27 protein-coding genes and 1 tRNA gene are annotated in these 26939 nt (G+C 50.4%); 18 read left to right on the forward strand and 10 right to left on the reverse strand.

Annotated features, from left to right (window positions below; genetic code table 11):
* Positions 1 to 105 precede the first annotated feature (105 nt).
* Positions 106 to 1437, reverse strand: coding sequence for a replication-associated recombination protein A (locus BN6471_RS03915; RefSeq protein ID WP_242861836.1), 1332 nt, complete (start codon positions 1435 to 1437; stop codon positions 106 to 108).
* A gap of 162 nt (positions 1438 to 1599) precedes the next feature.
* Here BN6471_RS03915 and serC point away from each other — a divergent pair, with 162 nt between their 5' ends.
* Genes serC through BN6471_RS03930 form a run of 3 tightly spaced genes read left to right on the forward strand, consistent with a single transcriptional unit; the run spans position 1600 to position 4085 of the window.
* Positions 1600 to 2682: a 3-phosphoserine/phosphohydroxythreonine transaminase gene (serC, locus tag BN6471_RS03920; RefSeq protein WP_066645731.1), complete on the forward strand. Its 1083-nt coding sequence runs from the start codon at positions 1600 to 1602 to the stop codon at positions 2680 to 2682.
* Between the two features lie 10 nt (positions 2683 to 2692).
* Entirely contained in the window at positions 2693 to 3862 is a 1170-nt protein-coding gene (locus BN6471_RS03925; RefSeq protein WP_066645737.1) for a phosphoglycerate dehydrogenase, read from the forward strand.
* Between the two features lie 13 nt (positions 3863 to 3875).
* The gene (locus BN6471_RS03930) at positions 3876 to 4085 is read left to right on the forward strand and encodes a hypothetical protein (RefSeq protein ID WP_066645738.1); all 210 of its coding nucleotides are present in this window, start codon (positions 3876 to 3878) and stop codon (positions 4083 to 4085) included.
* 25 nt (positions 4086 to 4110) lie between these two features.
* On the opposite strand, the gene ybaK is transcribed toward BN6471_RS03930, so the two are convergent.
* Positions 4111 to 4587, reverse strand: coding sequence for a Cys-tRNA(Pro) deacylase (gene ybaK, locus BN6471_RS03935; protein WP_066645739.1), 477 nt, complete (start codon positions 4585 to 4587; stop codon positions 4111 to 4113).
* Between the two features lie 261 nt (positions 4588 to 4848).
* Here ybaK and BN6471_RS03940 point away from each other — a divergent pair, with 261 nt between their 5' ends.
* Entirely contained in the window at positions 4849 to 6066 is a 1218-nt protein-coding gene (locus tag BN6471_RS03940) for an MFS transporter (protein ID WP_066645740.1), read from the forward strand.
* A gap of 61 nt (positions 6067 to 6127) precedes the next feature.
* Here BN6471_RS03940 and BN6471_RS03945 read toward each other — a convergent pair whose 3' ends face one another.
* From BN6471_RS03945 to BN6471_RS03955, 3 genes are all read right to left on the reverse strand, one after another.
* Complete coding sequence (locus BN6471_RS03945) at positions 6128 to 6940, reverse strand: family 1 encapsulin nanocompartment shell protein (protein ID WP_066645742.1); 813 nt, start codon at positions 6938 to 6940, stop codon at positions 6128 to 6130.
* A 13-nt stretch (positions 6941 to 6953) separates the two neighbouring features.
* Positions 6954 to 7313 (reverse strand): demethoxyubiquinone hydroxylase family protein, encoded by a 360-nt coding sequence (locus BN6471_RS03950; RefSeq protein WP_066645744.1) that lies wholly within the window; start codon positions 7311 to 7313, stop codon positions 6954 to 6956.
* A 94-nt stretch (positions 7314 to 7407) separates the two neighbouring features.
* A complete protein-coding gene (locus BN6471_RS03955; protein ID WP_066645746.1) occupies positions 7408 to 7950 on the reverse strand; it encodes an isochorismatase family protein in 543 nt (180 codons plus the stop codon).
* Positions 7951 to 8305: 355 nt separating this feature from the next.
* On the opposite strand from BN6471_RS03955, the gene BN6471_RS03960 reads away from it, so the two are divergent.
* The 11 genes from BN6471_RS03960 to dhaL all read left to right on the forward strand — a co-directional run bounded on the left by BN6471_RS03960 (position 8306) and on the right by dhaL (position 19070).
* The gene (locus tag BN6471_RS03960; protein ID WP_066645747.1) at positions 8306 to 8809 is read left to right on the forward strand and encodes a hypothetical protein; all 504 of its coding nucleotides are present in this window, start codon (positions 8306 to 8308) and stop codon (positions 8807 to 8809) included.
* 33 nt (positions 8810 to 8842) lie between these two features.
* Positions 8843 to 9844: a dihydroxyacetone kinase subunit DhaK gene (locus BN6471_RS03965; RefSeq protein ID WP_066645750.1), complete on the forward strand. Its 1002-nt coding sequence runs from the start codon at positions 8843 to 8845 to the stop codon at positions 9842 to 9844.
* 14 nt (positions 9845 to 9858) lie between these two features.
* A complete protein-coding gene (gene rpiB / locus BN6471_RS03970) occupies positions 9859 to 10305 on the forward strand; it encodes a ribose 5-phosphate isomerase B (RefSeq protein WP_066645752.1) in 447 nt (148 codons plus the stop codon).
* A 41-nt stretch (positions 10306 to 10346) separates the two neighbouring features.
* Complete coding sequence (locus tag BN6471_RS03975) at positions 10347 to 11918, forward strand: FGGY-family carbohydrate kinase (RefSeq protein ID WP_066645754.1); 1572 nt, start codon at positions 10347 to 10349, stop codon at positions 11916 to 11918.
* Positions 11919 to 11968: 50 nt separating this feature from the next.
* Positions 11969 to 13081, forward strand: a complete 1113-nt coding sequence (locus BN6471_RS03980; protein ID WP_066645756.1) for an autoinducer 2 ABC transporter substrate-binding protein — start codon at positions 11969 to 11971, stop codon at positions 13079 to 13081.
* A gap of 95 nt (positions 13082 to 13176) precedes the next feature.
* Positions 13177 to 14715 (forward strand): sugar ABC transporter ATP-binding protein, encoded by a 1539-nt coding sequence (locus tag BN6471_RS03985; protein ID WP_066645758.1) that lies wholly within the window; start codon positions 13177 to 13179, stop codon positions 14713 to 14715.
* Positions 14712 to 15737 carry an ABC transporter permease gene (locus BN6471_RS03990; protein WP_066645759.1) on the forward strand — a complete coding sequence of 342 codons (1026 nt, stop codon included), beginning with the start codon at positions 14712 to 14714 and terminating at the stop codon, positions 15735 to 15737. Before BN6471_RS03985 ends, BN6471_RS03990 begins: the two co-directional genes overlap by 4 nt.
* Before the next feature lie 18 nt (positions 15738 to 15755).
* Positions 15756 to 16793 (forward strand): ABC transporter permease, encoded by a 1038-nt coding sequence (locus tag BN6471_RS03995; protein WP_066645760.1) that lies wholly within the window; start codon positions 15756 to 15758, stop codon positions 16791 to 16793.
* A 10-nt stretch (positions 16794 to 16803) separates the two neighbouring features.
* Positions 16804 to 17364, forward strand: coding sequence for a 6-phospho-3-hexuloisomerase (hxlB, locus tag BN6471_RS04000; RefSeq protein ID WP_066645761.1), 561 nt, complete (start codon positions 16804 to 16806; stop codon positions 17362 to 17364).
* Between the two features lie 12 nt (positions 17365 to 17376).
* The gene (locus BN6471_RS04005) at positions 17377 to 18375 is read left to right on the forward strand and encodes a dihydroxyacetone kinase subunit DhaK (protein ID WP_066645762.1); all 999 of its coding nucleotides are present in this window, start codon (positions 17377 to 17379) and stop codon (positions 18373 to 18375) included.
* 59 nt (positions 18376 to 18434) lie between these two features.
* On the forward strand, positions 18435 to 19070 hold the full coding sequence (gene dhaL, locus BN6471_RS04010; RefSeq protein ID WP_066645764.1) for a dihydroxyacetone kinase subunit DhaL: 636 nt from the start codon (positions 18435 to 18437) through the stop codon (positions 19068 to 19070).
* 149 nt (positions 19071 to 19219) lie between these two features.
* Here dhaL and BN6471_RS04015 read toward each other — a convergent pair whose 3' ends face one another.
* The 3 genes from BN6471_RS04015 to BN6471_RS04030 form a co-directional block, all read right to left on the reverse strand.
* Entirely contained in the window at positions 19220 to 20071 is an 852-nt protein-coding gene (locus BN6471_RS04015; RefSeq protein WP_066645766.1) for a patatin-like phospholipase family protein, read from the reverse strand.
* Between the two features lie 128 nt (positions 20072 to 20199).
* Positions 20200 to 20275: transfer RNA gene (locus BN6471_RS04020), tRNA-Thr, on the reverse strand.
* Between the two features lie 810 nt (positions 20276 to 21085).
* Complete coding sequence (locus tag BN6471_RS04030) at positions 21086 to 23248, reverse strand: DUF2142 domain-containing protein (RefSeq protein ID WP_066645770.1); 2163 nt, start codon at positions 23246 to 23248, stop codon at positions 21086 to 21088.
* Between the two features lie 180 nt (positions 23249 to 23428).
* Between BN6471_RS04030 and BN6471_RS04035 the strand changes: the two genes are divergently transcribed.
* From BN6471_RS04035 to BN6471_RS04045, 3 genes are read left to right on the forward strand one after another with little or no spacing between them, the layout of a single operon-like run.
* Positions 23429 to 24121, forward strand: coding sequence for a glycosyltransferase family 2 protein (locus BN6471_RS04035; protein ID WP_066645772.1), 693 nt, complete (start codon positions 23429 to 23431; stop codon positions 24119 to 24121).
* A 2-nt stretch (positions 24122 to 24123) separates the two neighbouring features.
* Entirely contained in the window at positions 24124 to 24474 is a 351-nt protein-coding gene (locus tag BN6471_RS04040) for a DUF2304 domain-containing protein (RefSeq protein ID WP_066645774.1), read from the forward strand.
* Positions 24467 to 25264, forward strand: a complete 798-nt coding sequence (locus tag BN6471_RS04045; protein WP_066645779.1) for a glycosyltransferase family 2 protein — start codon at positions 24467 to 24469, stop codon at positions 25262 to 25264. The genes BN6471_RS04040 and BN6471_RS04045 overlap by 8 nt, the downstream gene beginning before the upstream one ends.
* A gap of 43 nt (positions 25265 to 25307) precedes the next feature.
* On the opposite strand, the gene BN6471_RS04050 is transcribed toward BN6471_RS04045, so the two are convergent.
* Together BN6471_RS04050 and BN6471_RS04055 are read right to left on the reverse strand one after the other, a co-directional pair.
* Positions 25308 to 25943, reverse strand: coding sequence for an HdeD family acid-resistance protein (locus BN6471_RS04050; RefSeq protein ID WP_066645781.1), 636 nt, complete (start codon positions 25941 to 25943; stop codon positions 25308 to 25310).
* 170 nt (positions 25944 to 26113) lie between these two features.
* Positions 26114 to 26818, reverse strand: coding sequence for an ATP-binding protein (locus tag BN6471_RS04055; protein ID WP_066645785.1), 705 nt, complete (start codon positions 26816 to 26818; stop codon positions 26114 to 26116).
* Positions 26819 to 26939: the final 121 nt, after the last annotated feature.

A 26939-nucleotide genomic window follows, 5' to 3' on the forward strand; every position in this document is an offset into this window, starting at 1 on the left:
GTGGATAAGACGTTACACAACGCATTGAAAATCAGAAATCATACCATGATAAAACGGTATATATTATCATCATAGGGGTTTTATATAAAAAAAGCAACCGCCCCTCTAGTCGCTTTTCTTTTCTTTCCCGGTAAACCTGCGGTATTCATGCACCTTTTTTTCGTACCCCTGCATGGATGGACGATAAAATACCCTGCCCTTCAGTTCATCGGGAAGGTACTGCTGCTCCACGTAATGCCGCGGGTAGTCGTGTACATATTTGTAATCCTTGCCTTTTTTTTCGTGTTTGGCTTTTTCGAAATTGGTATCCTGCAGGTAGGCGGGCACATCCTGCCTCTTTACTTCGCGCGCGGCCCGGGCAGCCGCGTCCACGGCGAGGAGGACGCTGTTGCTTTTGGGGGATTCGCACAGGTAGATAATCGCCTGCGCGATGTTTAAACGCGCTTCGGGCATACCATTGAAATCAAGCGCCTGCATAGCCGCGACGCATTGGTTCAATACACTGGGGTTTGCAAGGCCCACATCCTCTGAAGCATGCGCAATCATGCGGCGTACGGGTACGCGAGGGTCTACCCCGGCATAGATCATACGCGCAAACCAGAAAAGCGCCGCGTCGCTGTCGCTGCCCCGCAGGGATTTGCAGAAAGCGGACAGCATATCGTAATATTCATTGTCGTCCATGCGGACGGCACGCTGTTGAATGGACTGTTCGGCAATCTCCAGTGTGATGTGTATCTTTCCTTTTCTATCCGGCTTTGTCGTGAGCACGGCGAGTTCCAATGCATTGAGCGCGGTGCGGATATCGCCGTTTGAAACGGACGCCCAATGGGAGACGGCGTCATCGTCGATGGTAAGCTCCATATGGCCGAAGCCGCGCTCCGTATCGCCCGCAGCCCGGCGGATCGCCCTTTCCACATCCGCTACGGTAAGCGCATAAAATTCAAACAGGCGGCAGCGCGAAACGATGGCGCTCGTCATGGCGGCCATCGGGTTTTCCGTCGTGGAACCGATCAGCTTGATGATGCCGCTTTCCATGGCGGGCAGTACGCTGTCCGACTGGGATTTTGACCAGCGGTGACACTCGTCCAAAAGCAAAAAGCTTTCCCGCCCGTACATTTTGAGATTGGCCTTTGCCTGGTCGATCACCTCGCGCACGTCCTTGACGCCGCTTGTAACGGCATTCAATTTATAAAAATCGCTGCCCGTCGCCCCGGCGATGATAGCCGCCAGCGTGCTTTTGCCGCAGCCGGGCGGGCCCCAGAAAATACACGAGCCGAGCTTATCCGCCTCGATCGCGCGGCGCAGCAGCGTGTTTTTGCCCACGATATGTTCCTGCCCCAAAAACTCGTCCAGCGTCCGGGGACGCATACGGTCTGCAAGGGGGGCGCTTTTTTCTAAATTTCCGGAAAAGAGGTCTTGCATGTTTTTTCCTTTCATATGGTTGATTCCTTCTTATTATATACTATTTCATGTTTAAATTCAGTCGATTTCAACCAATTTTTAATATGAAAAGGCGGATGCAGGGAATATTATTGAAAAACTGCGCCCCGCGTATTATAATGATACCTGTATTCTTATACGGTTTTAGGAGGATTCAAGATGGAAAGAGTGTACAACTTCTCGGCCGGTCCTGCGTGCCTGCCATTGGAAGTGCTCGAAAAGGCGCAGAAGGAATTTATTTCCTATGACGGGACGGGTATGAACGTCATGGAAATGAGCCACCGTTCCAAGGAATATCAGGATATCATCGATACGGCGGGCTCCGATCTTCGTGAGCTCCTGAATATTCCGGACAACTACGACGTGCTGTTTTTGCAGGGCGGCGCCTCCATGCAGTTTGCAATGGTGCCCTTGAACCTGATGACAAAGTACAAAAAAGTGCACGCGGTCAATACGGGAATGTGGTCGAAAAAAGCGATCGCAGAGGCGAAGAAATTCGGTGAAGTCAACATCGTTGCTTCGTCCGAGGATAAAACGTTTTCGTATATCCCGGAGCTGAAAGCCGAAATGTTTACGCCGGATGCGGATTATGTCCACATCACATCCAACAACACGATCTATGGGACGAAATATAACGCGATCCCGGATGTGGGAAGTCTGCCGCTGGTTTCCGACATGTCCTCCTGTATTCTTTCCGAGGAAATCAACGTTGCGGATTACGGCCTCATTTATGCGGGCGCGCAGAAAAACATCGGCCCCGCGGGCGTGACGCTGGTGATCGTGCGCAAGGACTTGGTGGAAGCGGCCCCGGAGGATATCCCGACGATGCTGCGTTACAAGACGCATGCGGAAAGCGGCTCCATGTTCAACACACCGCCGACATACGCGATTTATATGGCAGGGCTGGTATTCAAGCATTTGAAAAAGCTGGGCGGCGTACAGCAGATGGAAAAGATCAACAGGGAAAAAGCGGCGATGCTTTATGAATTCCTCGACAATTCGGCAATGTTCAAGGCCACGGTAGAGCCTAAGTACCGTTCTTTGATGAACGTACCGTTCGTGACGGGCGACGAAGAGCTGGATAAAAAGTTTGTGGCGGAAGCGAAAAAGGCGGGGCTGGTCAACTTAAAGGGCCACCGCAGCGTGGGCGGCATGCGCGCGAGCATCTATAACGCGATGCCTGAAGAAGGCGTACGCAGCCTGGTCGCGTTCATGGCAGAGTTTGAGGCGCACAACAGTTAAGGAGAAAACGATGTATAATATCAAAAAGCTGAATAAAATATCTCCCGTGATCTATGACTATCTCCCGAAGGAACAGTATAACGTGACGTCCCATCTGGAGGACAGTGAAAGCGATGCGTTTTTGGTGCGCAGCGCGGATTGCCATGGGATGGAATTTGCGGAAAATACGCTGGCGATCGCACGGGCGGGCGCAGGTACGAACAATATCCCCATCGACCGCTGCACGCAGCAGGGGATCGTGGTATTCAATACGCCGGGGGCAAACGCCAACGGGGTAAAGGAACTGGTGCTCGGGGCGATGATTTCGGCTTCGCGCAACCTTCCGGAGGCATACGACTGGGCAAAAACCTTAAAGGGCCAGGGCGAGGAAGTGCCGGAACTGGTCGAGAAGGGCAAAGGCCAGTTTGTCGGCGGCGAATTAAAGGGCAAGACGCTGGGCGTCATCGGCCTGGGCGCCATCGGCATCATGGTAGCGAACGCTGCTTCGGCGATCGGTATGAACGTAATCGGCTACGACCCGTTCTTGTCGGTAGACAAAGCGTGGACGATCTCCATGTATACGCACAAAGCGGAAAAGCTGGACGAGCTGCTGGAAAAAGCGGACTTTATTACGATCCATATCCCGCAGACGGACAAGACAAAAGGATTTTTGAGCACGCCTGAATTTTCAAAGATGAAGGATGGCGTGATCGTGCTCAACTTTGCGCGCGGCGGGCTTGTGAAATCGACCTCGCTGTTCGACGCCATGGAAAGCGGCAAGGTCAAAAAGTATGTGACGGATTTCCCGGACGAAGAGATGATCGGGCATCCGGGCGTTCTGGCGATCCCGCACCTCGGGGCTTCCACACCGGAAAGCGAAGAAAATTGTGCGGTCATGGCGGCGCAGCAGCTGAAGGATTTCTTTGAAACAGGCTCCATCCATAATTCGGTCAACATGCCGGAATGTATCGTTCCACCGTCGGATACGGTACGGATCACAATCCTTCACAAGAACACGCCCAACATGGTGGGGCAGATTACAAACAAGATCGCGAATTACAATTTGAACATCGCGGATATGGCGAATAAATCCCGTGGGGAGATCGCGTATACCGTGCTGAACCTGGATCATGACGTTACGCCGGAGGTGCAGGCGGAGCTCGGCAATATCGAGGGCGTGATCAAGATCCGCGTGATCTGACGGAGAGCAGGGCATGAGTGAAAAAAAGTGGGGTATCGTGCTTATCATTACGAGCGCGGTACTCATCACGGCGATCTCGCTGTTGTTCTTTACGCTGAAGTCGCCGGATATAGGCGAGGGAGCCAAGTGGGCGGTACGGATTTTTGCGATCGCGGCCTGCGCGGCGCAGTTCCTCGTCTTCGTGATGTTCGCGAAGGCATATAAGAAGAACAAAAAGTGGTAAAAAAGAGCCGCATCTTGCGGCTCTTTTATTTTGCAATACTTGTTACCTGCGCGCCAATCAGGGAAATGAGGGCTTGCGGCGCCAGTTCGACCTGCTGCCCGATCTTCCCGGCGCTCACCAGTATGGCGGCAAGAGGCTCGCAGGCGCTGTCTACCACCGTTGTAAATTGTTTTTTCATGCCAATGGGGGAACAGCCGCCGCGGATATAGCCGGTCACACGGTTCAAATCCTTTACATGGATCATTTCAACATTTTTTTCGCCCACGGCCCGTGCGGCTTTTTTAAGTTCTAGCTCCCTATTCGCCGGCAAAACAAACACAAAATATTCACGGCTTGCGCCCTGCGTTACCAGCGTTTTAAAAATTTGCCCTGCCGGGAGGCCGAGCTTTTGAGCGACGCAAACACCGTCGAGCACCTGTCCGCTGCTTTCGTAGGAATACATCTTATAAGGGACGCCTGCGCGCTCCAGTATGCGCATGGCGTTTGTTTTGGATTGCGCCATTGTTTCCTCCCGGATGTTTTTTTCTCATTATATGAAATTATAAGGCAAAACACAATGGAATGAAAAGCAAAAACCGCGCATTTTATATGCGCGGTTTTTGCAGGGGAGTTTTATGTTTAGATGAAGAAGATTGCTGTTTTGCTGCCGTGCTATTAAGATACACCCCTCAAAAGAATCCAAACATTAAAATTAAAGATGAACTTTCGATTGTTTTTCGCTATAATGGATTGTGGGAAGGGAATATGACGTCGGAGGAAAACGATGGAAAAATTACCGCAGGAAAAAACGAAACAAAATATTCTCTTGTTCTGGCTGATGGGCGCGTTCGTCGTCTATGCGATCTATGTCGTACTGTTTGGTACGCTGTCCACGACGATGATGGATTTTTACGTCATCAATACGGGTGCGCAGGGTGTTTTTACCATGGTAGGCAGCATTGGAGGCATCGCGGCGGCGCTTTTCTGCGCCCTGTTCGGCGAACGGTTCTCGAAGCTGTGGGCGATCATGGTGGGGGCGCTCCTGCTGGGCGTGGCTACGCTCTGCATTGGCCTTGCGCCGCCCTATTTGCTGGTCTGCCTGTGCGCCCTGTTGTGCGGCGTAGGGTATACGGTGATCGATGTAATGGGAAACGCGTCGGTCACGGAGCATTTCCCGGACAGGAAAAAGACGCTCCTGCCCATGATACAAATTATTTTTGGCATAGGAACGATGGTCGGCCCGTTTTTGGCGACTTCGCTGCTGACGCCGGGAATTTCGCGTTCATTCGTATATCCGTTTCTGCTGGTGGGAACTTTGAGCGTGATCGTAGTGGTGTTTTATTCGATTTCGCTGAAAAAGGCAAAGCCGTTTTTACAGGGCGGCGATTTGAAGGGCATGGCCGCATCGGCAAAACAAAACCCCGGGGAGATATTCCGTTCCTGGAAATCGTGGGCCATCCTTCTTGCCTGCAGCCTGTTCTGCGCGTTCAATACGACGATCGTTGCCTGGTATCCGGCGTTTTTCAGCCTGGAACGGGGAATGAACGCAGAAGATGCGGCGATGGTGCTTACCCTGTTTTATGTGGGGATCCTCGTGATGCGCATCATAAGTCCGTTGATCTTCAAAAAGATACAGCCGCAGAAGGTGTTCGTATATTTCAGCATGGTCAGCATCGTATTGATGCTTGCCGCCATCAACACGCAGTCCATTCCCCTGGCGATGGTGTTCACGACTGTAGGGGGCGCTTTCCAGTCCTTAAATATCGTATGTGTCATCATGATCGCGACGGAACTCTTTCCGATGCGCAAGGCTTCGGCAAGTTCGCTTGCCGTATTTTCTTATAATATCGGCGGCATGATCGGCCCGCCGCTGGTGGGCGTGGCGGCAGAGGCTATGGGGCTGCAGTTGCCTCTCAGTATTTTGTGCGGCGTATTCGCATGCGGCGTTGCAGTGATGGCGGTGCTGAGCAGGAAATGTAAAACGGAATTGCAGAACATCTGATTTTTCTGGTAAATAAAAAGCGCGGAGGATTATTGTCCCTCGCGCTTTATTCATATTGATATCAGCCGAATACGACGATCGCATCCTGGCGCTTAATGCGCGGGAGAACGGTCTCCAAAACACGCATATGATGGTTGAGGTCAACGAGCTCGAGGTAGGCAGTCGTCATATCGATGCCCACCACAAGATCCATATACTGCGGCTCACAGCAGACAAGCACCGCTCTTCTGCTGCCCAGTACGGGAGCGCGGAACACGCGGCCGTCTACCATACGGCAGATGCGGTCGATCTCCATCAGGCCCGTGCCCGGCTGGATCCGCTGCAGGTCGAGATACAGGTCAGGACTCAAGATGAGCGCATAACGCCCCAAATAACCCTTTTCATCGAGGATGGATATCCCTTTGGCGACGTCGGAAAAGGCGTTTTCGCCCGTAGACCAATCGCCGCGCTTTACTTTGTTTGCGCCCGGCGCATTCAGGATACCGTTCACCCCCAGAGCCGAGTTTCCAAAGAAGATCAGCTTGTCTTCCCGGCGGGAAAGGGATTCCGCTGCCGCCATGGCGGAGGCGATATCTACCGGATAGCCGGTCTTGTCGCTTGCTTCGATGTCACGCCACAGCAGGAAGAAGTCATCGTAGACTTGCGGGATCTCGGCATATTGCCGCCCGGTCGTCTGTACGAAACCATCATTGAATTCTTCCGTTTTCTTTTCACTATCGATGTTGATGCTCTGCGCCCCCGCGCCAAGCGGCCCGAAGATCGTTAAAAACCGGCGCCCAACAAGGATCCTGCGCGCAGAATCCACCACAGCTTCATCGATTTGGTTCCACAATTCTCCGGAAAACGGCGCACTTTCTCTTGACAGATAATCCATAACGTTTTCCTCCTTATTTCCATAGGCTGCCGACAGTCGAGCCGGGTGCAGCATCTTTGTCGGAATCCGGGTTCAATCCCAGTTCTTCCATCATCTCGTGTACTTCGCCTTCCCCGGAAGCGAAATGTTCCGCTTCCTCCGGGTCGAGGTGGCGCAAAAGCGTCATCAGCTCCCCGATGTGCGCTTTTTCTTCATCGCGGATATCGGCAAGTACGGTTTTTGCAACCTCGTCGTCCGTTGCGTGGACGTGCGCATCGTAAAGATAGATCGCTTCCAGCTCTCCTGCAATATCAAGACGTACCGCCTGTATAAGTTCATCTTTTGTCAATTTTCTTTCTACATTCCCTGCAAATGGATCTCCAAAACTTGGCATGACTATCAACTCCTTTTTGTTGTTCTTGAACGTTTTAATAAACACAAGTTTTTGGAGGCAAACAGGTTAGGGAGGAAATTTACCCATAAAAAACTTATTTCACCAGCTTGGAAATCGTCTTGAAGGTGTCGCTGCCCGCCCGCTGTGTCATTTCAAACAGGATGGCTTCCGCAGTCGTCAGCAGGGCGCCTTCCTGCTGTGCGCGCAAAAGCGCGATTTCTTTATCGTACGGAAAACGCGAACCGATACAGTCGCATACCAGAACGGGGGTGAACCCTGCCGCAGCAAGGTCGATCACGCTTTGCAGCACGCATACGTGCGCTTCTACGCCGCACACAATGACAGTCTTTTTGTTCAGGGAACGCAGGTGCTCCATGATTTCCGTTTCCCCGCAGGCGGAAAAACTCAATTTATCAAAAGGCGTATAGTTGCCCACGGCTTCCTTTACCCCGTCCACGATATCGCCGAGGCCCTTTGGGTATTGGCGGGGCAGGATAAAGGGCAGGCCCAAGGCTCGCGCCCCCTTTAAGAGCGTTACGGTTTTTTCCACAATGGAGACGTTATCGTGGATAACGGGCACGAGGCGTTCCTGATAATCGATCACAAGAACAGCCGAATTTTCTGCTTTGATACGCATAGCTGGAAACCTCCGTTTTGTTTTCTTCATTATAACATAGAATGAGAAGGGAAAAACGATAAAACAAAATCCATTGGCAATTCTGGTACGAACATTTAAACAATATTGGAAAATGCTGTAAAAAAACTTGCAAAAAAATGTTGTTTTGTAAAAAGTATGAGCGAATAAGCTAACAAAAAGGCTTTTGCACATGTTGTGGAAATGATCGTTTGCGGCTAGAATTAGATTAATGAAAATGATCTAAGCATCTACGTTAATCTTTCATGATCAATATTATCCATCGTACGATTTTTATATGAAATAAGTTCTTCTTTGTTGGAAGGGCCGGGTTCGTTATTACCTAAGGCGGTGTTTCATGACTGAGTTTGAAGAAATTGCGCTGAAAAAGATAGTCAAGGATTCCCTGATTGAGAATATCTATTACAGGATTAATTTGTTGATCGGAAAATACGGGATCAGCAATGCCGAGATCAGCAAACGGATCGGGTGGGATCCGGCGGGATACAACCAGAAATACAACCGGAGCAACGATCTTCGTATGACGACATTCATCAAGATTTATGTTGCCATCCAGGAGATTATTGCCGAGAAAGAAGAAGAGTATGGTTACGAGGATCTGCAGCTTAGTAAGATCGACCTGAATGATTTGATCACGCAGGACGAATTTGACCTTGGCCGCCTGTTCAACCATATCAGTGCGGCGGCGGAAGGGAAGACGGAATTTTTGAGCAGCAATTCGTTGACACATACTTATTTATCGCTGAAATCCTTCGTGCTGCTGGGCCGTAAAAACAAAAAGTTCAGCGAACGGGAAATCGACGTATATATTTCGTTTTACAAAGCGATAGCGGAATCATAAAACGGTGGGCAGAAAAGCATAGCGGAGGTGGACATGCAAAAATTTGCAAATGATCCAAGCAACATGGTAAACGAATCGATTCGGGGGTTTGTAAAGTGCTACCCTGACATCGTGAAATATACGGAGAGTAAGCGGGTCTTAAAAAGCGCGTCTGCACCGGTAAAAGGAAGGGTAGGGATAGCTACCGGCGGCGGTTATGGACACGATCCGGCCTTTATCGGCTACATCGGCCAGAACATGCTGGATACAGTAGCGGCAGGAGATATTTTTTTTACGCCGACAGTGGAGGACTATTACCTGGCATTCAAACATGCGGACGCGGGACAGGGAGTTGCCTGCCTGTATGGGAATTATCCGCGGGATACAGTCAATGTGGAGCAGGCGATCGAGCTTGCGGCGCAGGATGGTATCACGGTGAAAACGGTTATCGCAAACGATGACATCGCTACCGCGGATATTGAAAAAAGACGGGGCAGCGCCGGGGAAATCCTGATGTGGAAGGTCGGCGGCGCCGCAGCTTCACTCGGGTACGACCTTGACGCGGTGATCCGCGCGGCACAAAAGGCCGTCGACAGCACCAGGAGCATCAGCGTAGGCCTCGCGTCGTGCATCATCCCTATGGTCGGACGGCCGAACTACCTGATCGAGGTCGGTACGATGGAGATCGGTGTGGGGCATCACGGTACGTCCAGCCGCGACACCTGTAAGCTGCGCACGGCGGACGAAACGGTGGATATCATGATGGATTCCATCCTGAACGATATGCCCTTAAGCGAAGGCGAAGAAGTGGCCGTGCTCGTTTCCGGCCTTGGTAATACCATGCTGATGGAGCTGCACATCCTGTTCAGCCGCATCTACGATGTACTGGAGGAAAAAAATATCAAAATCCACCGTTCTTATGTCGGGAATTACTTTACTGCGCTGGATATGATGGGAGCTTCCATTTCTGTGATGAAGCTGGACGATGAACTCAAGAAAATGATGGATGTGCCAGTCTATACTGCGGCGTTCAATCATTTCCACATCAAAAAATAAACGAGGTAGAAACAATGAAACTGGCAATCGGCTGTGACGAAGCGGGCTTTTATTTAAAGGAAGAAGTCAAGAAACACCTGCAGGGACAGGGACATGAGATCGAGGACGTAGGCGTGTATAATACTGACCCGGCCATGTATCCCGATGTTGCCGCTGCGGTAGCGGGTAAAGTCCTTGACGGACAGGCAGAGCGAGGGATCCTCATCTGCGGGACGGGGATCGGCATGGCGATGACGGCGAATAAATTCCATGGTATCCGCGCTGCGGTGTGCCACGACAGCTTTTCCACGGAGCGCTCCGTCAAGAGCAACAATGCGCAGATCATGTGCATGGGTGCGCGGGTCATTGGAAACGAACTGGCTAAACAGCTTGCAAGTATGTGGATCAGCTACGAATACCAGGACGGTCCGTCCACGCCAAAAATCGACAGGATGATGTATTACGACGCAAAACGCGATTAAGAAGAACGGATAGAAACGAAGCGCTGGAGGAATGAAGCAAAATGGGCAATTATTTGGTAGGATGCGATATTGGGTCGAGCCAGACCAAAGCAGTGGTGATCGACGAGGAAGGCAACGTACTCGGTAAAAAATATATCGGCTACCCGACCCTTACAAACAGCAAGGGCTGGGCAGAGCATGACCCGGAGCAATATTGGAGCACAACGGCGGATTGTATCGCCGAATCGATCAAGGAAGCACGGATCGACCCCAAGGATATCCGGGGCGTAGCGATCAGCGCACATTCCCCCGCCTCTATTTTGGTCGACGAAAACTTCAATGCGCTCAATTTAAGCCATTTCTGGATGGATCGCCGCGGAACGGCGGAAGCGGAATATATCAATGAAAAAATCGGCGCGGATCGTGTCTTTGAGGTAAGCGGAAACGTATCCGACCCGTATTATGCAACGGTCAAGCTTTTGTGGGAAAAAAATAACCGACCGGAACTTTATAACAGGGCAAAAAAATTCCAGACGGCGGCAGATTATCCGCGCATGAAGCTGACGGGCAAGATGGTAACGGATTATTCCAACGCCAGCCTGATCGGCGTGGGCTTTGATATCGTAGGCCGCAAATGGAACACGGATATCTTGGAAACGATCGGGCTTGACCCGGACAAATTTCCGGATCTCGTTCCCTGCGAGCAGGTCGTGGGTGAAGTAACGGCAGAGGCAGCGGAGCGTACCGGACTGAAAAAAGGCACTCCCGTGATCGCCGGTACGGTGGATTGCAACGCGGCATGGGTCGCGGGCGGCGTCCTTGACGACGGCGATATGTCGCTTGTCATGGGCAGCGCGGGCGTCATGGGCGTAGTGCATGAAGAACCCACGTTTACGAGGAACCTCGTAACGATCATCCACGCGGCAAATTCCGAAAAAATGTATACCACGGTGGTGGCTACATGCGGCTGCGGGTCTTCCCTGCAGTATTTCAAAGAAAAATTCGGCGATCTGGACGGCATCGTTGCAGACCAGGTCGGGATGAACAAATACACATATCTTTGCGACAAGGCAGGCGAGGTTCCCGTGGGCAGCGACGGCCTTATCACGCTTCCGTATTATATGGGCGAGCGTACGCCGATCTGGAACCCGATCTCGCGGGGCGTGGTGTTCGGCCTTGGGTATTCGCACACGAAATACCACATGCTCCGCTCCTTTATGGAAGGTTCAGCGCTGGCAATCAAGCATAATTTCGAGCTGATGCGTGAAACGGGCGTCAAGATGAACATGCCCCTTATCATGGGCGAGGGCGGTGCGCAGAGCAGGATATGGCGGCAGATCATTTCCGATTGCCTCGGCATCCCGGGCATCTATATGAGCAATTCGATGGGCGCGCCGGTGGGCGACGCGATCTTGGCGGGCGTAGGCGCAGGCGTATTCCGTGATTGCAACGTAGTGAAGGATTGGGTCAAGCTTTCGGACAAAACGGAGCCGGACGCAAAGAACCATGAGATATACAACGACATCTACAAGATCTACCGCGAGCTGTACGAAGAGGTGAAGGATACTTATAAAGAATTGGTGCCGCTTGTGAAAAAGATCGACGCCGTAAAGGCATCCAAAGAAAACAATTAAAATTTTCAATATTTACTGTAAGGTAAAAAAAAGAAAATGGAGGAAAAGAAATGAAAAAAGTAGTTAGTCTTATCGTAGTAGTATTGATGGCAGTTGCGATCTTTGCAGGCTGCTCGCAGGCTCCTGCGGCATCCGAATCCGCGGCTCCGGCTGCTTCGGAATCTGCGGCGGCATCCGAATCCGCGGCTCCGGCTGCTTCGGACGATGCTGGTGCAAGTGCTGCCGGCGCTGCAACAGACAAAGAGAACAAGGACATCACGATCGTTATGGTGGCAAAGCATGAAGGTATTACATGGTTTGACGACATGAGAATCGGCGTTGACCAGTTCGCTGAGGACACAGGCGTAAACTGCTACCAGATCGCTCCTGAAGGCGGCGATCCGGCAAAACAGTCGCAGATGGTCGAAGACCTGATCGCACAAGGCGTTGACGCGATCTGTGTGGTTCCCAACGATGCGCAGTCCATGATCCCGGTTCTTGACAAAGCAAGGGAAGCCGGCATCGTCGTTGTTTCCCACGAAGGCCCGGACATCTTAGATCACGTTGACTATGACTTGGAAGCGATCGACAATGCAGAGCACGGTAAGATTTTTGGTGAGAGACTGGCAGAGCAGATGGGCGGAGAAGGCAAATTCGCTTCCTTCGTAGGCATGCTGACAATGGTTCCGCACATGGAATGGTGGCAGGGCGCAGTTGATTATCTGGCAGAAAACTATCCGGACATCGAATGTATCACACCCGAACCGTATGAAGACAAGAACGACAACCAGGTCGCTTATGACAAGGCTCTTGAAGTTTTGAAAGCAACACCGGACATCAAAGGCTTCACAGACAGCGCGGCTTCCGGCGCTGGTATCGCACAGGCCCTGCAGGAAAGAGGCAGGCAGGATATCGCACTCGTCAGCACGGCGGTTCCGTCGCAGGCAGGCGCTTACATTGAAGACGGTTCCATGGACGTAGGTATGGCATGGAGACCGGCGGACGCTGGCTATGTTACCTGCGAGATCGCGCTTAAGATTTTGAAGGGCGAAGAGATCAAAGACGGTATGGCTTTTGACAAGCCGGGCTATGAAAAGGTTGCGCTTACAGGAAACGCTATGGTTGCAAATGCTCCTATCGTATTCACGAAAGACAATCTTCATGACGAGGCAGTTTATTTCTAAGCCGAAAGCAAAATTGGCGTAAGGCCAATGAACGGTTGTTCTGCTGCCTTCTTATGGAGGCAGCAGAACAATTTTGTTAAGGAGGAGGGCTTAAAGTGGATAATAAAGTTTTGGTGGCGGAGCACATCAGTAAAAGCTATGTCGGCGTACAGGCGCTCGACGATGTCAGCGTTACCATAAAACAGGGTGAAGTGAAATGTTTGGCCGGAGAAAACGGAAGCGGGAAATCGACTTTCGTTAAGATCATTGCAGGGATCGAACCGGCAGATAGTGGAGATATTTATATCAACGGCGAAAAACAGGTGAAGCCGAATGCCATCAGCGCGATCAATGCCGGCGTACAAGTCATTTATCAGGATTTATCGCTGTTTTCCAATATGACAGTGGCGGAGAATATCGCGCTCAATAAAATGATCAAGGAAAAAAAGAGCCTGATCGATAAGAACGAGATCAGGAGAATCGCCAAAGAGTCGCTGAAAAAGATCGGCGTTACGATGGATCTTGACGCAAAAGTGCAGACGGTTTCCATTGCAAGCAGGCAGATCATCGCGATTTGCCGCGCGCTTGCCCTTGACGCTAAGATCCTTTTTATGGACGAGCCGACAACGGCGCTTACGAAATCTGAAATTGAAAAATTACTTGAAATTGTAAATACACTCCGGGAAAAAGGGCTGGCGATCGTATTCATCAGCCATAAACTCGACGAAGTGATGTCGGTCGCGGATTCCATCACCGTTTTCCGAGACGGGAAACAGGTCGCGGATATTGAAAAGAACGACATCGACCGCATGAAGCTCATCTATTATATGACCGGGCGCGAGATCGAATATTCGCGCTATTCGCGCAGCAACACGGAAACGGATAACCTGCTTGAACTCAGGGATCTCTCCAAATCCAAGCAATATGCGGATATCAACCTTTCCGTACGTCCGGGCGATATCATGGGGCTCACCGGCCTTCTCGGTTCGGGCAGGACAGAGCTTGCACTCTCCATCTTCGGGCTCAATCCGTGCGACGCGGGGAAGATTTATTTCAATGGAAAAGAAGTGAAGATCAAAAGCCCGGTGGACGCAGTCAAAATGGGCATCGCGTTATTGCCGGAAGACCGGAGCACGCAAGGATTGCTGCTCGACAAGGACCTGACGGACAATGTATCCTCCGCGGTATTCGGCAAAGTTACCAACAAGCTGGGGATATTGCACGAAGGACGCAGGCTGGAGCTCGCGGACAAATCCATCAAGCGCTTCAAGGTCAAAATACCCAACGCGCAGACCAAGATCAAAACGTTGTCCGGCGGGAACCAACAGAAGGTCGTACTTGGAAAATGGGTGGCGACGGAACCGAAGCTGTTTATTCTGGACAGCCCGACGGTAGGCGTGGATATCGGTTCCAAGTCGGAGATTTACGAACAGATCCAGCAGCTGGCGCACGAAGGACTTGCAATTATCCTGATTTCCGACGAGATCGAGGAGATCGTGGCGAACTGCAACCGCGTGTCGGTGATGTTTGAAGGATCGATCGTCAAGGAATTCGACGATGAGGAAATGAAGGACGACCAGATCGAGACAAAGATCATGGACGTTATCAACAGTCTTCATCTGCAAAACAAGAGTGGGGAGAGTGAAGCGGTATGATGGCGAAAGCAAAAGCAGTCAAAGAGAAAAAAGGACTATCGACCGAATTGTTCCTGGTCATGATCATTGTAGTATATTGTATCATCGTTTCTATCGTGAACCCCGAGTTTTTGAACGCGGCAACGCTGTTTGATATGGTAAAATCGGCAGCGCCGACGATGGTCGTCGCGATGGGCCTGCTGCTCGTCGTGATATCCGGCGGTATCGACGTATCGTTTACGGCGATCGCGATTTTCGGCGGCTATGTGGCGACGACGACGCTGATGTCGACAGGGGTCAACAACATTTTGGTGGCATTCCTGATCGCCTGTGCCATCGGCCTTGGGCTGGGGCTTCTCAATGCCGTGCTCATCCATGTGACAAGGATGGAGCCTTTTATCATTACGCTGGCAACGTCGGGGCTTTACCAGGGGTTTTTGCTCACGTTTATCGGCACAAAGAACATTGGTTCTGTCGATATCCCCAAAGCGATTACCGAATTCGGCAACGCGAAGCTGTTCGCGTTCAAGGATGATTTCGGCAGCGAGGTCGGGCTTTCCGTCTTTATCGTCATTATTGTGGCAGTCATTGTCCTGACATGGTTCATCCTGCATAAGACGATGCTGGGCAAAAGCATCTTTGCACTGGGGTGCTCGCAGGAGGCAGCGCGCAGGGCGGGCTTCAATATCTGGAAGACTCACCTTTTCGTATATGGCTACATGGGCATCTTGAGCGGCATCATGGGCATGCTCTACATCGCGGGCATCAATGCATGCAACCCGGTCACGCTCGTCGGGACGGAGCTTACCATCGTCGCGGCGGTCATCATCGGCGGGGCAAAAGTTTCCGGCGGACAGGGCACCATACTGGGTACGATCCTGGGTGTAGTCATCATGTATCTTTTGAATACGACTCTTATCTTCTTAGGCCTTTCTTCCTCGTGGAACGACCTGTTCTTAGGGTTGATCCTGATTTTCAGCATCGTCATGACGTCCTGGCAGGAAAGAAAGAAAAACCGGAAGATGTTCATCTTCACAGAATAAGGAGAGGGAGGAAAGATTATGCAGAAATTAAAGGCCTTACTACGAAAAGATTTGAATTTCAGCATCTTGATTTTTGTTACGATAGGGATTCTTATCGCAATGGCTGTGGTGCTGGGAGACAAAATGTATAATGAGAGGAACCTCTCGAGCATGGCGTTCCAGGTTTCGGAATTCGCGGTACTCTCGCTCGGTATGGGACTGGCGATGCTCCTGGGAGGGATCGACCTTTCTATCGTTGCGAATGCCAACCTCGCAGGTATTTGTGCGGCGTTCGTGATGACGAACGAGGGAATCGCTTCCTCTATGGGCGCGGGCGGCTCCATCGTCCTGGCGGTCATCGTGGCGCTCGTCGTGGCAACGGCGTGCGGCACATTAAACGGTACGCTGATCGCGAAGTTTTCGGTCAACCCGATCGTCGCCACATTGGGAACAATGATCCTCTACAACGGGATCAGCATGGCGTCTACGGGCGGCAAGGGCGTTACCGGGTTCCCGACGGAATTCACAGCCTTTGGCACGGCGGAGCTGGGCGCGGTTCCGTGGGTATTTATCCTTTTCCTGTTGACGGCGATCGTCCTGATGTTTGTTATGGGACGCACGGGTTTTGGTAAAAAAGTGTATATGATCGGTGAGAACCACACGGCTGCACGCTTTTCCGCCATCAACAACGAAAAAGACGTGATCATCATTTACGCGATGGCAGGCCTGATGGCAGGTATCGCCGGCCTGATGATCATTGCCCGCGTCAATTCGGCAAAGGTCGGCTATGGCGACACATATCTTTTGCAGGCGATCCTCGTTTGCGTACTCGGCGGCATCAGCCCGTCCGGCGGTAAAGGCAAAATATTGGGGATCATTCTCGCGCTGATCGCGGTACAGGTACTGCAAAGCGCCTTCACGCTGTGGCAGTTCACGCCGTACGCAAAGAAGATGATCTGGGGTCTCATGCTGATCGGTATCCTGTTCCTCAACAAGCTGGTCGACTCTATGGATGTCAAACGGCAGAAAAAGCTGTTGCACCAGCAGCTTCAAAAACAGGCTACGGCAAACGAGTGAGGAAAAAACCATGGATTTTCATGAATTGGGCTCAAAGATAATCGAAGAATACAAGGACGTTTTTTCAAGGATCGACGACCGGATGATCGATGCGTTCATCCATGAGATCACGACGCATGAGCGCTTGTTCTTTATCGGCGTAGGGCGCGAAGGCATGATGACGCGCGCCTTTGCCATGCGTATGACGCACATGGGCAAGGAGGTCCACTGGATCTGGGACGATACGACGCCGGGGATCGGCGAGGGCGACCTGCTGGTCGCGACGATCGGAAGCGGTGAGATCGGGCATATCCGCTATGTATGCGAGCGTGCCAAAGAGCACGGCGCAAGGATCGTGATCATTACGGGCTCGCCCAGCGGCAACGCTGTGAAGCTTGCGGATTTTGTACTCTTTATACCGGGACAGGTATATGGTGGGACGGACGACGTGGCGCCGTCCGTCCAGCCAATGGGGAATCTGTTTGAACAGAGCCTGCTCATCGTCCTGGATATGATCTGCATCAAAATGGTGGACGAAAATCCGGATATCACCTATGAGAAAATGGAAAAACGGCACAGAAACGTAGAATGAGGTAGGATAGATATGCAAAGAATTGTGAAAGATGCGGACAGAATGGTCGAGGATATGCTGGAAGGCTATCTCAAAGCGAACGCTTCCGCGGTAGAAGCGACGGACGACCCCCGCGTGATTAAATCCACCTGCCAGTATAAAAGCGGCAAGGTCGGCGTGGTAACGGGCGGCGGCAGCGGCCACGAGCCTGCGTTCCTCGGATATGTAGGAAAAAATATGCTGGATGCGGTCGCGGTAGGGGAAATTTTTTCTTCCCCCACGGCTAAGGCGTTCTTAAACGCGATCAAGGCGGCGGATCAGGGTAACGGCGTTGCCTGCCTGTATGGGAACTATGCCGGCGACAATATGAACGTGAAGATGGCTGTCAGGATGGCGCAAAAAGAAGGCATCACAGTAAAAACAGTGGTGGCGAACGACGATGTGGCATCCGCACCCAAGGACGAACAGCAAAAAAGAAGGGGAGTCGCGGGCGAGATCCTGATGTGGAAATGCGGCGGCGCGATGGCGGCGAAAGGCGGGGATCTTGACGAAGTCATCCGCGCGGCGCAAAAAGCGATCGATAACACCAAAAGTATTGGCATCGGCCTTACATCCTGCACGATTCCCGCGGTCGGACATCCGAATTTTACGATCGAGGATGGTATGATGGAGCTGGGTATCGGGCATCACGGGGAAGCAGGCGTGGACGTAGCGCCTGTGGAAACCGCGGATAAGATCGCGCAACGCATGTGGGGAACCATCTCCAAGGAAGAATTCTTCCAGGCGGGCGACGAAGCCGTCGTATTGGTATCGGGACTGGGCGCAACGCCTGTTATGGAGCAGTATATCCTCTTTAACGAAGTCGCGGGACTGATCGAAAAAGACGGGATCAGGATCCATCACAGTTATGTGGGAAACCTATTCACTTCGCTTGAAATGATGGGAGCCACGCTTACGGTGATGAAGCTTGACGACGAGCTTCGGGAACTGATGGATATGGAAGCTTCGTGCAGCGGACTTGTGCGTTTGTAAGACGGCCGTAAGAACGATATTTCCTTCCTTTGGAAGTTGCTGAAAGGAGCACCCTGAATATGGAACAATTTAAAAACAGCGACGGCAAAGTGATCGTCGAAAAGATGATAAAGGTCATCCAGGAGAATAAGGATTACCTGGGAACTGTGGACGGCGCCATCGGCGACGGGGATCACGGGATTAACATGAACAAAGGTTTTACGATCTGTGCAGAAAGGATCGCAGGCCAGGACTGCACCTTCTCCGAGGCGCTGGTCACGCTGGGCGACGTGCTGCTTTCGGAGATCGGCGGTTCGATGGGCCCGATTTATGGTACCCTGTTCATTGAAATGGGCGAGACATCGCAGGACAAAGAAGAAATCGACAGCGCACTGTTCCTGGAAATGGTGAAAAACGCGGTGGAGGGCTTAAGCGCGCTGGTTGACGCACGCATTGGCGACAAAACGCTGATGGATGTCATGCTGCCGGCGGAAGCTGCGCTTGAAAAGGCAGTGGCCGAAGGCAAGCCCTTTGACGCTGCGCTTGACGATTTTGCCGCCGCGGCAGAAAGCGGACGCGACAGTACCAAGGATATGGTCGCAAAATTCGGCCGCGCAAGCCGTTTAGGGGAGCGCTCGCGCGGCGTGCTGGACGCTGGCTCGGTATCGTGCGCACTGCTCTTAAGGAGCATGAGCGACGCCATCCAGGCGATGTAGACGGCATCAAATACTTTCCTTCTAAGTTATACATAGATCACTCCATCTAATCCACTGACAGGAGAGAAATAGCCGGACGGTATATTGATAATAGCACAATATACCGTCCCTCTCCTCCTTGGAACAGACGAAAGCCGCTGGCCAAAAGGTTAGGGCTTTTTGTTTTCCTGTAAAAAGGCCGCGACCCGCCCGCCGTCGCCATATCCTTTTTGGTACAGCTTCAAAAATGCGTCCCGATCCTTTGTCAGTGTGTTTACGCCACATTCGTCGCAGGGGGCGACCAACAGGATTTTTCCCTGTGCCGCCAGTTCCTTAACCCCGGCGATCGCCTGGTTATAGGCCTCGTGGCGGTGCCTGAGCAGGCGCACGACCTGAGGATATTTACGCAATGCCCATGCAAGGAGGCGCATATTCTTTTGTTTTTCCTTGACATAGCTTTCCTGCCGCGTGATCAATACGACAACCTTGTCGCATCCGTCCGCAAACGCCTTCCGATAGGGGATAGGATCCGAGACGCCGCCGTCGAAATACAGCTTGCCCTGCACGGGATATGGCCGGCAGGCAAGCGGGATGGCACAGGAGGCTTTCAGGACATCGTAGCTGTCCTGTGAGAGGTCTTTGCGCGTAAAGTAATGCGGTTTTCCCGTTGCGGCCTCTGTAGCGACGACATGGTATGCGCAGGTACTCCTTAAGAAGGAATCGTAGTCGAGCGGGTATTCTCCGCCGCGGTTTGTCAGGGTCGAGTAAATATATTCAAGATTGAGGTAATTTCCGCTTTTGAACCAGTTGCCCAGCCCCATATATTCCCTGCGGAACGTATAGTCCGCAAAAAAGGTAAGCGTACGGCCGCGTTGCCCGGCGAGATAGGAGATCATATTTGCCGCGCCCGCGGATACGCCGATCCCGTATTCTATTGTGATATCGTGATCCAATAAGTAATCATAGATGCCGGAGGTATAGATGCCCCGCATCCCCCCGCCACAGTCAACAAGTCCCGTCATCGTGCCGCTTTGGTGCTCCTCTCCTTGTACTGGAAATATTATAGCAAAAATAAACCCGCATGTCGTGCGCGAAACAAAAAGCCCCGCCAAAGGCAGGGCCCTATCATGCAGCGCAGCTTGCTGCGATCTGGAGCTGATGACGGGACTCGAACCCGTGACCTCGTCCTTACCAAGGACGTGCGCTACCTCCTGTGCCACATCAGCATAACACCTCTCATATTATATGCGATAGAAGGCAGAATTTCAATATCAAAGAAGAAGGAATGGAGCAGAATATTAAAAAATAAATTTTTTTAAAAATCCCCTTGCATATGTATAAGTTTTGATGTAGAATACATATAACAAGATCAATAAAAAGTAAAAAATGATCACTGAAACGATCAAATAAGCTGTTTATCATCCAAAGAAACAGTTTATAATAAAAGCAAGAAGGAGGACAGAATCGGCGGATGGATGATCCGGAGGAGGTCCTCAATCAAAATGGAAAGGGTGTGATACCGATGTACAGTGAAGAACCTGTAATGTTGGGCACACGTACACAGACCCGGAAATAAGAGGCTTTGAGGTTTCTTAAGGGGATCGCAGAAGAGTATTTTTGAAAAGTCTATGACGGTTTGGAAATATCTGCGGCGGCAGCCGTAAAGAAGGCTGTGGCAGGGCATAGGCCCGGTGAGGATGCCAACACAAGTAAGCGAGGAGCAACCGCTAATGTTGCGTGGGAAAGTTTATGAGTGTACGGTGCCGAAAATGAAAGTTACATACGTTGTGGAAAAGCCCGCGACGAACCATACCGGAAAAGTCCGCTTGTGTGCTAATAAAGAATTTCGAGGAAACGAAAGCGGTGCACGAATGGATGGGCGGCGAGAACCGACCGGGGGACGCATGACCGAAGGTATTAAAAGAGCGGGGGCTTAAGAAAAACAGGGTATGTTTCCAAGAGGAATGAATCGATAAAAATAAGAATAAAGTATATTGTAAAGGAGCCTTGTAAACAGGCTCCTTTTTTGCGGTCAATTAACTATTATGGAGCCAGTATCTGCCAAACACCATATATGCAATATTGAAAAACAATATAAGGCCGCTTATGGTAAAGACCGCAGTATTATAAACATTGCGATTAATATTATTGACAATACGATGGGAACCAATTACATAAAGCACGGGAAAGATGACCGGCATCAAATAGCGGGCCTGACATCCGTTAACCGTATCAAAACCAACCGGCGTAAAAGCGATATACAGGGCGGAAGCCACACATACAACCGTAATCAAAGCTATCAGCAATGTACGGATTTTATGGGAAACGGTCGTTGTAAAACGATCATATTCATTACGATCCGTGAACGAAACAAGCCACAAGAGTACAATCAGAATTCCGTAAAAATAACCACCCCCCAGATAAGCAAAAGATGTCACATAGTTCTGTGCATTGCCCATAGATAAATAGGTAGGAATATATTTTATCATCATTTTGCCAAATTCAAACGGATTGTTGAGGATGTATGCGATCTGCCCGGATGAATTGACATCGCTGCCGCCGCGCGTATCGCCAACGCCTGCACCGTTGATAAGCATCGGCATGAGGAAAGTAGCCAATACAAAAAGGGTAGTCGCTATGACGCTAAGACGGTAGATTAAAAGCGTTCGCCTGGAAGTAAATTTTGATTTTGGCATAAAGAACAGCAGTAAAATAAGAGGGAAGTAAATGGCCTTTGGAGCCATGCCGACGGCCATTGCTGCAAGCATAATAATCCAGTCGCGAATAGAAAGGATTTTATTTGGTTGCTGTACTTCGCTGAAAAACCATGCAAGGCCAAGAATCGTAAACCCGGTAACCCACGTATCATAACTAAAGTTAGAAGCAAGAAAAACATTCGTGGGCAGTAATGCCAATACGATTAGAATCATTTTACCTGTTTTGAGTTTTCGTATTCCAAGGAAGCAAAGCAACGCGAATAAAACAAGACTGGCAATGCGGCCGAGTACTAAAATGTTATGGAATGAAAAATTGAACATCCGTCCCAAAAACAAGCCGATTGCTCCGGGCAAGTAAGCAAGCTTTTCAAAGGAAAGCTTGGGGGTGGAATCTGTATAAGAAGCCCCTTTGTGGAACATATCGTCTAACGCCTGATCGACAACCGCTTGATTATCAAGATTAAATTCGGACGAATAGACCCGTGTGATAAACGCCGAATCGGCGGCAGTCATACGGGTATCCTCACCAAAATAGGAGAGATTCAGGATTTTGGCATAATGCGTTTCATCATCCCATACGACAAGGGCCTGGGAGGTAGGAACAAAGACGGCAATTAAGAATGCCGCCGCAAGAAATACCGCAAGAAAAAAGAATTCCGGTTTTTTGCCGGAGTGACGGAAAAATATGACAAATATTGATATTACAAAACCAAAAACAGCTACTGCTGCAAAATAAACAGGATGCGGCGTCTTATGGGTTGCGCATAACAGAGCGTACAAAATGAAACATAAAATAATAATGATCGCTGCAGCAATCCCCAAAAGTTTGCAAGAACGTTTCGGATCTTTGGCAATGGCCCTGCCAATGCTGCAAAAGAAATTTTTCATTTTAATGAATACGTTAAAATACAGCAGCAAGAAAATAATGATAGCAAGAACAGCAAATATACCAAACATACGTGCAAAATTCCACACTTCAGGCTGGATGAGACGCGTAGCGGGGCTGTCTGAAAACTGGATGCTGTTTAAAGCAACGGACTGATTGATATCAATACGAAGTTCGGGATATTGCAGATGGGGGATATCCGCAATCAGTTCGGTAGCACCCTGTTGTACATATTCCGTTTTGGAACCACTCTGGCTGTAAAGGCCGTCTTTATCAGGAAAATAGAATTGTATGTAACCCCAATCGTTCAGAGGAACGTCGAACCGAAGACGGACAGAAGCGACGCCGGACGCCTGGGTTTGGTCGGCAAAACGCACCAGTATTTGCGGGTCGCCGCTGGTGGGAGTAATCAAATTGCCCTCAACCGTGTAATCCCTTAATTCAGTATCACCCAAGGAAAATTCATTTTGGACCTGCCCGTCAAATTGATATTGAAACAAGGGCGGATTGGTGTGCTGTATTGCCACCTCCATGAGCAAAGCGAGAATAAATGCGGCAACGACCGCAGCAATACATTTTTTCACCGTATTTTTCATAAACGGAAACTCCCTGTTTTTATGGTTATATAATCCCATCACATTGTAATATAGCGGCGGCTTTATTGTCAAATAAACAAAGTGCAGAGGAACCTTGAAAAACATAGCAAAGTTACTGAATATGTGTTAAAATAACGAAAGAATAAGCGGAACTGAGCGACAGACAGGACGGGAGACACCATGAAAGAGCTGTTGGTATTTGTGCCGGCCTATAATGAGCAGGATAATATCGAAAAAGTGGCGCGCGATCTTGAAAAGAACTGCCCCGGCGTTGATTATATTGTAATCGACGATGGGTCGACGGACGATACGGCGCGTATTTGTCGCGAAAAAAACATCCCATGTATGTCGCTGCCTGTCAATTTAGGACTCGACGGGGTATTCCAGACGGGGAACAAATACGCTTATTTAAGCGGATACCAGATGTCCATTCCTTTTGACGGGGACGGACAGCACAATGCAGAATATATCATGCCCCTGGTCGATAAGATGAAAGAGGGCTATGATATTGTCGTAGGCTCGCGTTTTTTGGAAAAGAAAAAGAATAGTAGCCTGCGGATGCTCGGCTCGCGACTTTTGAGCGGCGCTTTTCGCCTGACGACCGGACAAAAATTTACGGATCCGACTTCGGGAATGCGGCTTGTAGACCGTAAGATCATGCGGCAGATCGCCTTTGACCCCAACTGTGGGGCAGAGCCGGATACGTGGGCATATTTTGTCCGCAAGGGCGCGAAGCTTGCAGAAGTCCAGGTGGAAATGAATGAGCGGAAGGCAGGAACCAGTTACTTTACACTGGCGAAATCCATCGCTTATATGTTCCGTATACTGATTTCAATGATATTTATCAATTTATTCCGCGGAAAGGAAAGATGACAATGGGGTTGGAACTTAGGATTGTGCTGATCGTAATCTCGGTTCTGGTATTGATTTATGTATTGCGCAAAATCAGCAAATCGAAATTGAGTATTTCCGATTCCATTTTTTGGATCGTATTCGCGATACTATTGCTTTTGCTGAGCGTCTTTCCGCAGATCGCGTTTTTCTTTTCCGGGCTTTTGGGTATCGAAACGCCGCTCAACTTTGTTTTGCTGTTCTTTATCGCTCTTATGATCTTGAAGTTGTTTTTGATGTCCATCAAAATTTCGCAACTGGAAGAAAAGAACAAGCAGATGGCACAGAAGATCGCTATGGATCAAATGGAGCAAAGGGGAAAAAAGGATGAATAAATTTTCCCATGTTTTTGCGGTATGTGCTTATAAGGAAAGCCCGTATCTGGCGGATTGCCTGCAGGCGCTCAAAGACCAAAGCGCTCCGGCACAGATACTGATCGCAACCTCCACGCCGAATGCGTATATCAATAAAATGGCGGAAAAGTTTGAGGTGCCCGTTTTTGTAAGCGGCAGGGAAAGCGGGATCGGCCGTGACTGGAATTTTGCCCTCTCCTGTGCGGAGGCGGATTTTGTGACGATCGCGCACCAGGATGATATTTATTTGCGGGATTACCTGCAAAGCATAGAAGAATACAATCGGCTGGCAAAAGACCCGATATTGTTTTTTACAGATTATGGGGAGCTGCGCAATCAGAAAGAGGTATATGACAACCGGCTGCTTCAGGTGAAGCGGAAGATCAATGCTTTTTTGAAGCCGCGTATATTCTGGCATAGCAGGTTTATGCGTAACCGTACGCTATCCGTGGGCAATGCCATTTGCTGCCCGTCCGTGTGTATCCACAAATCAAAGTTCCCGGATTTTCGTTTTGATGAAACGATGACCTGCGACCTCGATTGGGACGCATGGAGCAGGCTTGCCAAGGAAAAAGGATCGTTCGTATATATCCCCAGGCCGCTGATGCTGCACCGCATCCATGAGGGATCGGAAACGACAAACCAGTTAGAGGAAGGGAAGCGCTTTGCAGAGGATCTTGAAATGTTCCGGCGTTACTGGCCAAGGCCGCTTGCCAAGATGATCATGAAAAAATATGCAACCAGCACGGACAGCAACAAAATAAGCGGATAAAAAAGAAGCGCCCACGTGAGCGCTTCTTTTTATATACCTCAAATTATTGTTTGCGGGCCAGCTTGCCGGAGCACGCTTCTGCAAACAGTGCGATACCGCCGAGGATCAGGTAGAAGCTGAAGATCCATTCGAGAACCGCAAAGCCTGCGAACGGCGCCGCGATGATCATGATGCCAAGGACAAGGTTGATGATGCCGCTGGCAAGGATCCAACCGGAACCCGGTTCGCCGGATTTTTTGAATGCACCGTAGGAAGCGATTTGCGTGATGCCGCCAAACAGTGCAAAAAAGCCGATGAGGAACGAGAACAGGCTGAGCATGTCGAGCGCGCCTGCAAGGCTTCCAAGCGCCTGCAGCAAGACCAGTACGCCCAAGAGTGTAAAGATAATACCGTTGGCAAGCGTCCAGCCGTTCCGCAGCTCGGAAGGCGTCTTGAAATACATGACGACCTCAAAAACACCGTAGATAATGAAACCGACTGTCACGATATAACCCAGCGTAAATGCCGAAGCAACTGGTTTTACCCAGATCAGGATACCGAGTACGACCATGCAGATCGCAATGATGATACCGGCCGTTTTGTTTCCGCCGCTCATTTTTTTAGCCATGTTGTTGAGGTTCATTCTGGTTTTGGGCTGTTTGTCCTGCCCGTTTGGAGCATTCGTGTTTTCTTCGTTCATAAGATGATTCCTCCTATAAAAAGTTGAATATTCATAACCATATGAAACAATCCATTAACATATTATATAATACTTACCAAGGATTGTCTACGTGGCAAGTCATAAAATCAACCTGTTTTCTTGCCTAAACAAAAAAAGAGAGACCGCCATATCGCATGGCGGTCTTTTGGTCATTCCAGTATCGTTCCGTCCGTATCCACGGTGACGATGCTCCAGGGGATCATTTTGCCGGAGCGGTGCAGCGCGTCCGTCACGGCCTTGACGATACCGCCGCAGCAAGGTACGGACATGCGCGCGACGGTAATGCTTTTGATGTCGTTGTGCTGCAGGATATCCGTCAGCTTATCCGCATAGTCCACCTCGTCAAGCTTCGGACAGCCGATGAGCGTGATCTTGCCCCTGATGAAATCCTTATGGAAATTACCATAGGCAAAGGCCGTACAGTCTGCGGCCACGAGCAGGTTCGCGTTTTCAAAATAGGGCGCGTTGGGCGGAACCAGCTTGATCTGTACCGGCCACTGGGAGAGCTGGGAGGGCGCGGTGCCGGGGGCTTCTGGCTCCGGTGCTGCGGCACGGTGCTCGATCCGCTTTGACTGCATGCCGGGGCAGCCACCCTGCGGCGGCGTTTTCTTGCCTTGCAGCTGCATATTGCGTTTTACCGCAGCCTCGTCATAGGGCGCGGCTTCGCGTTCCTCAAAAGAGATCGCGTCCGTGGGACAGGCGGGCAGGCAATTTCCAAGTCCGTCGCAATAATCATCGCGCAGCAATCTGGCTTTACCGTTTACAAGGCCGATCGCACCTTCCTCGCAGGCGGATACGCACAGCCCGCAGCCGTTGCACTTTTCTTCATCTATGGTAATGATTTTACGTTTCATATTTATTTTTCCCTCATTCCCTTACTATTGATACTCTTATTATAAACAGATATGCGTAAAAATAATGTTGCAATTGCAACAAAAAAGGCGGAAGCATTTTTCCGCCTTTTCTATGCTGGAA

The sequence above is a fragment of the Christensenella timonensis genome, from assembly GCF_900087015.1.
Classification (GTDB): domain Bacteria; phylum Bacillota; class Clostridia; order Christensenellales; family Christensenellaceae; genus Christensenella; species Christensenella timonensis.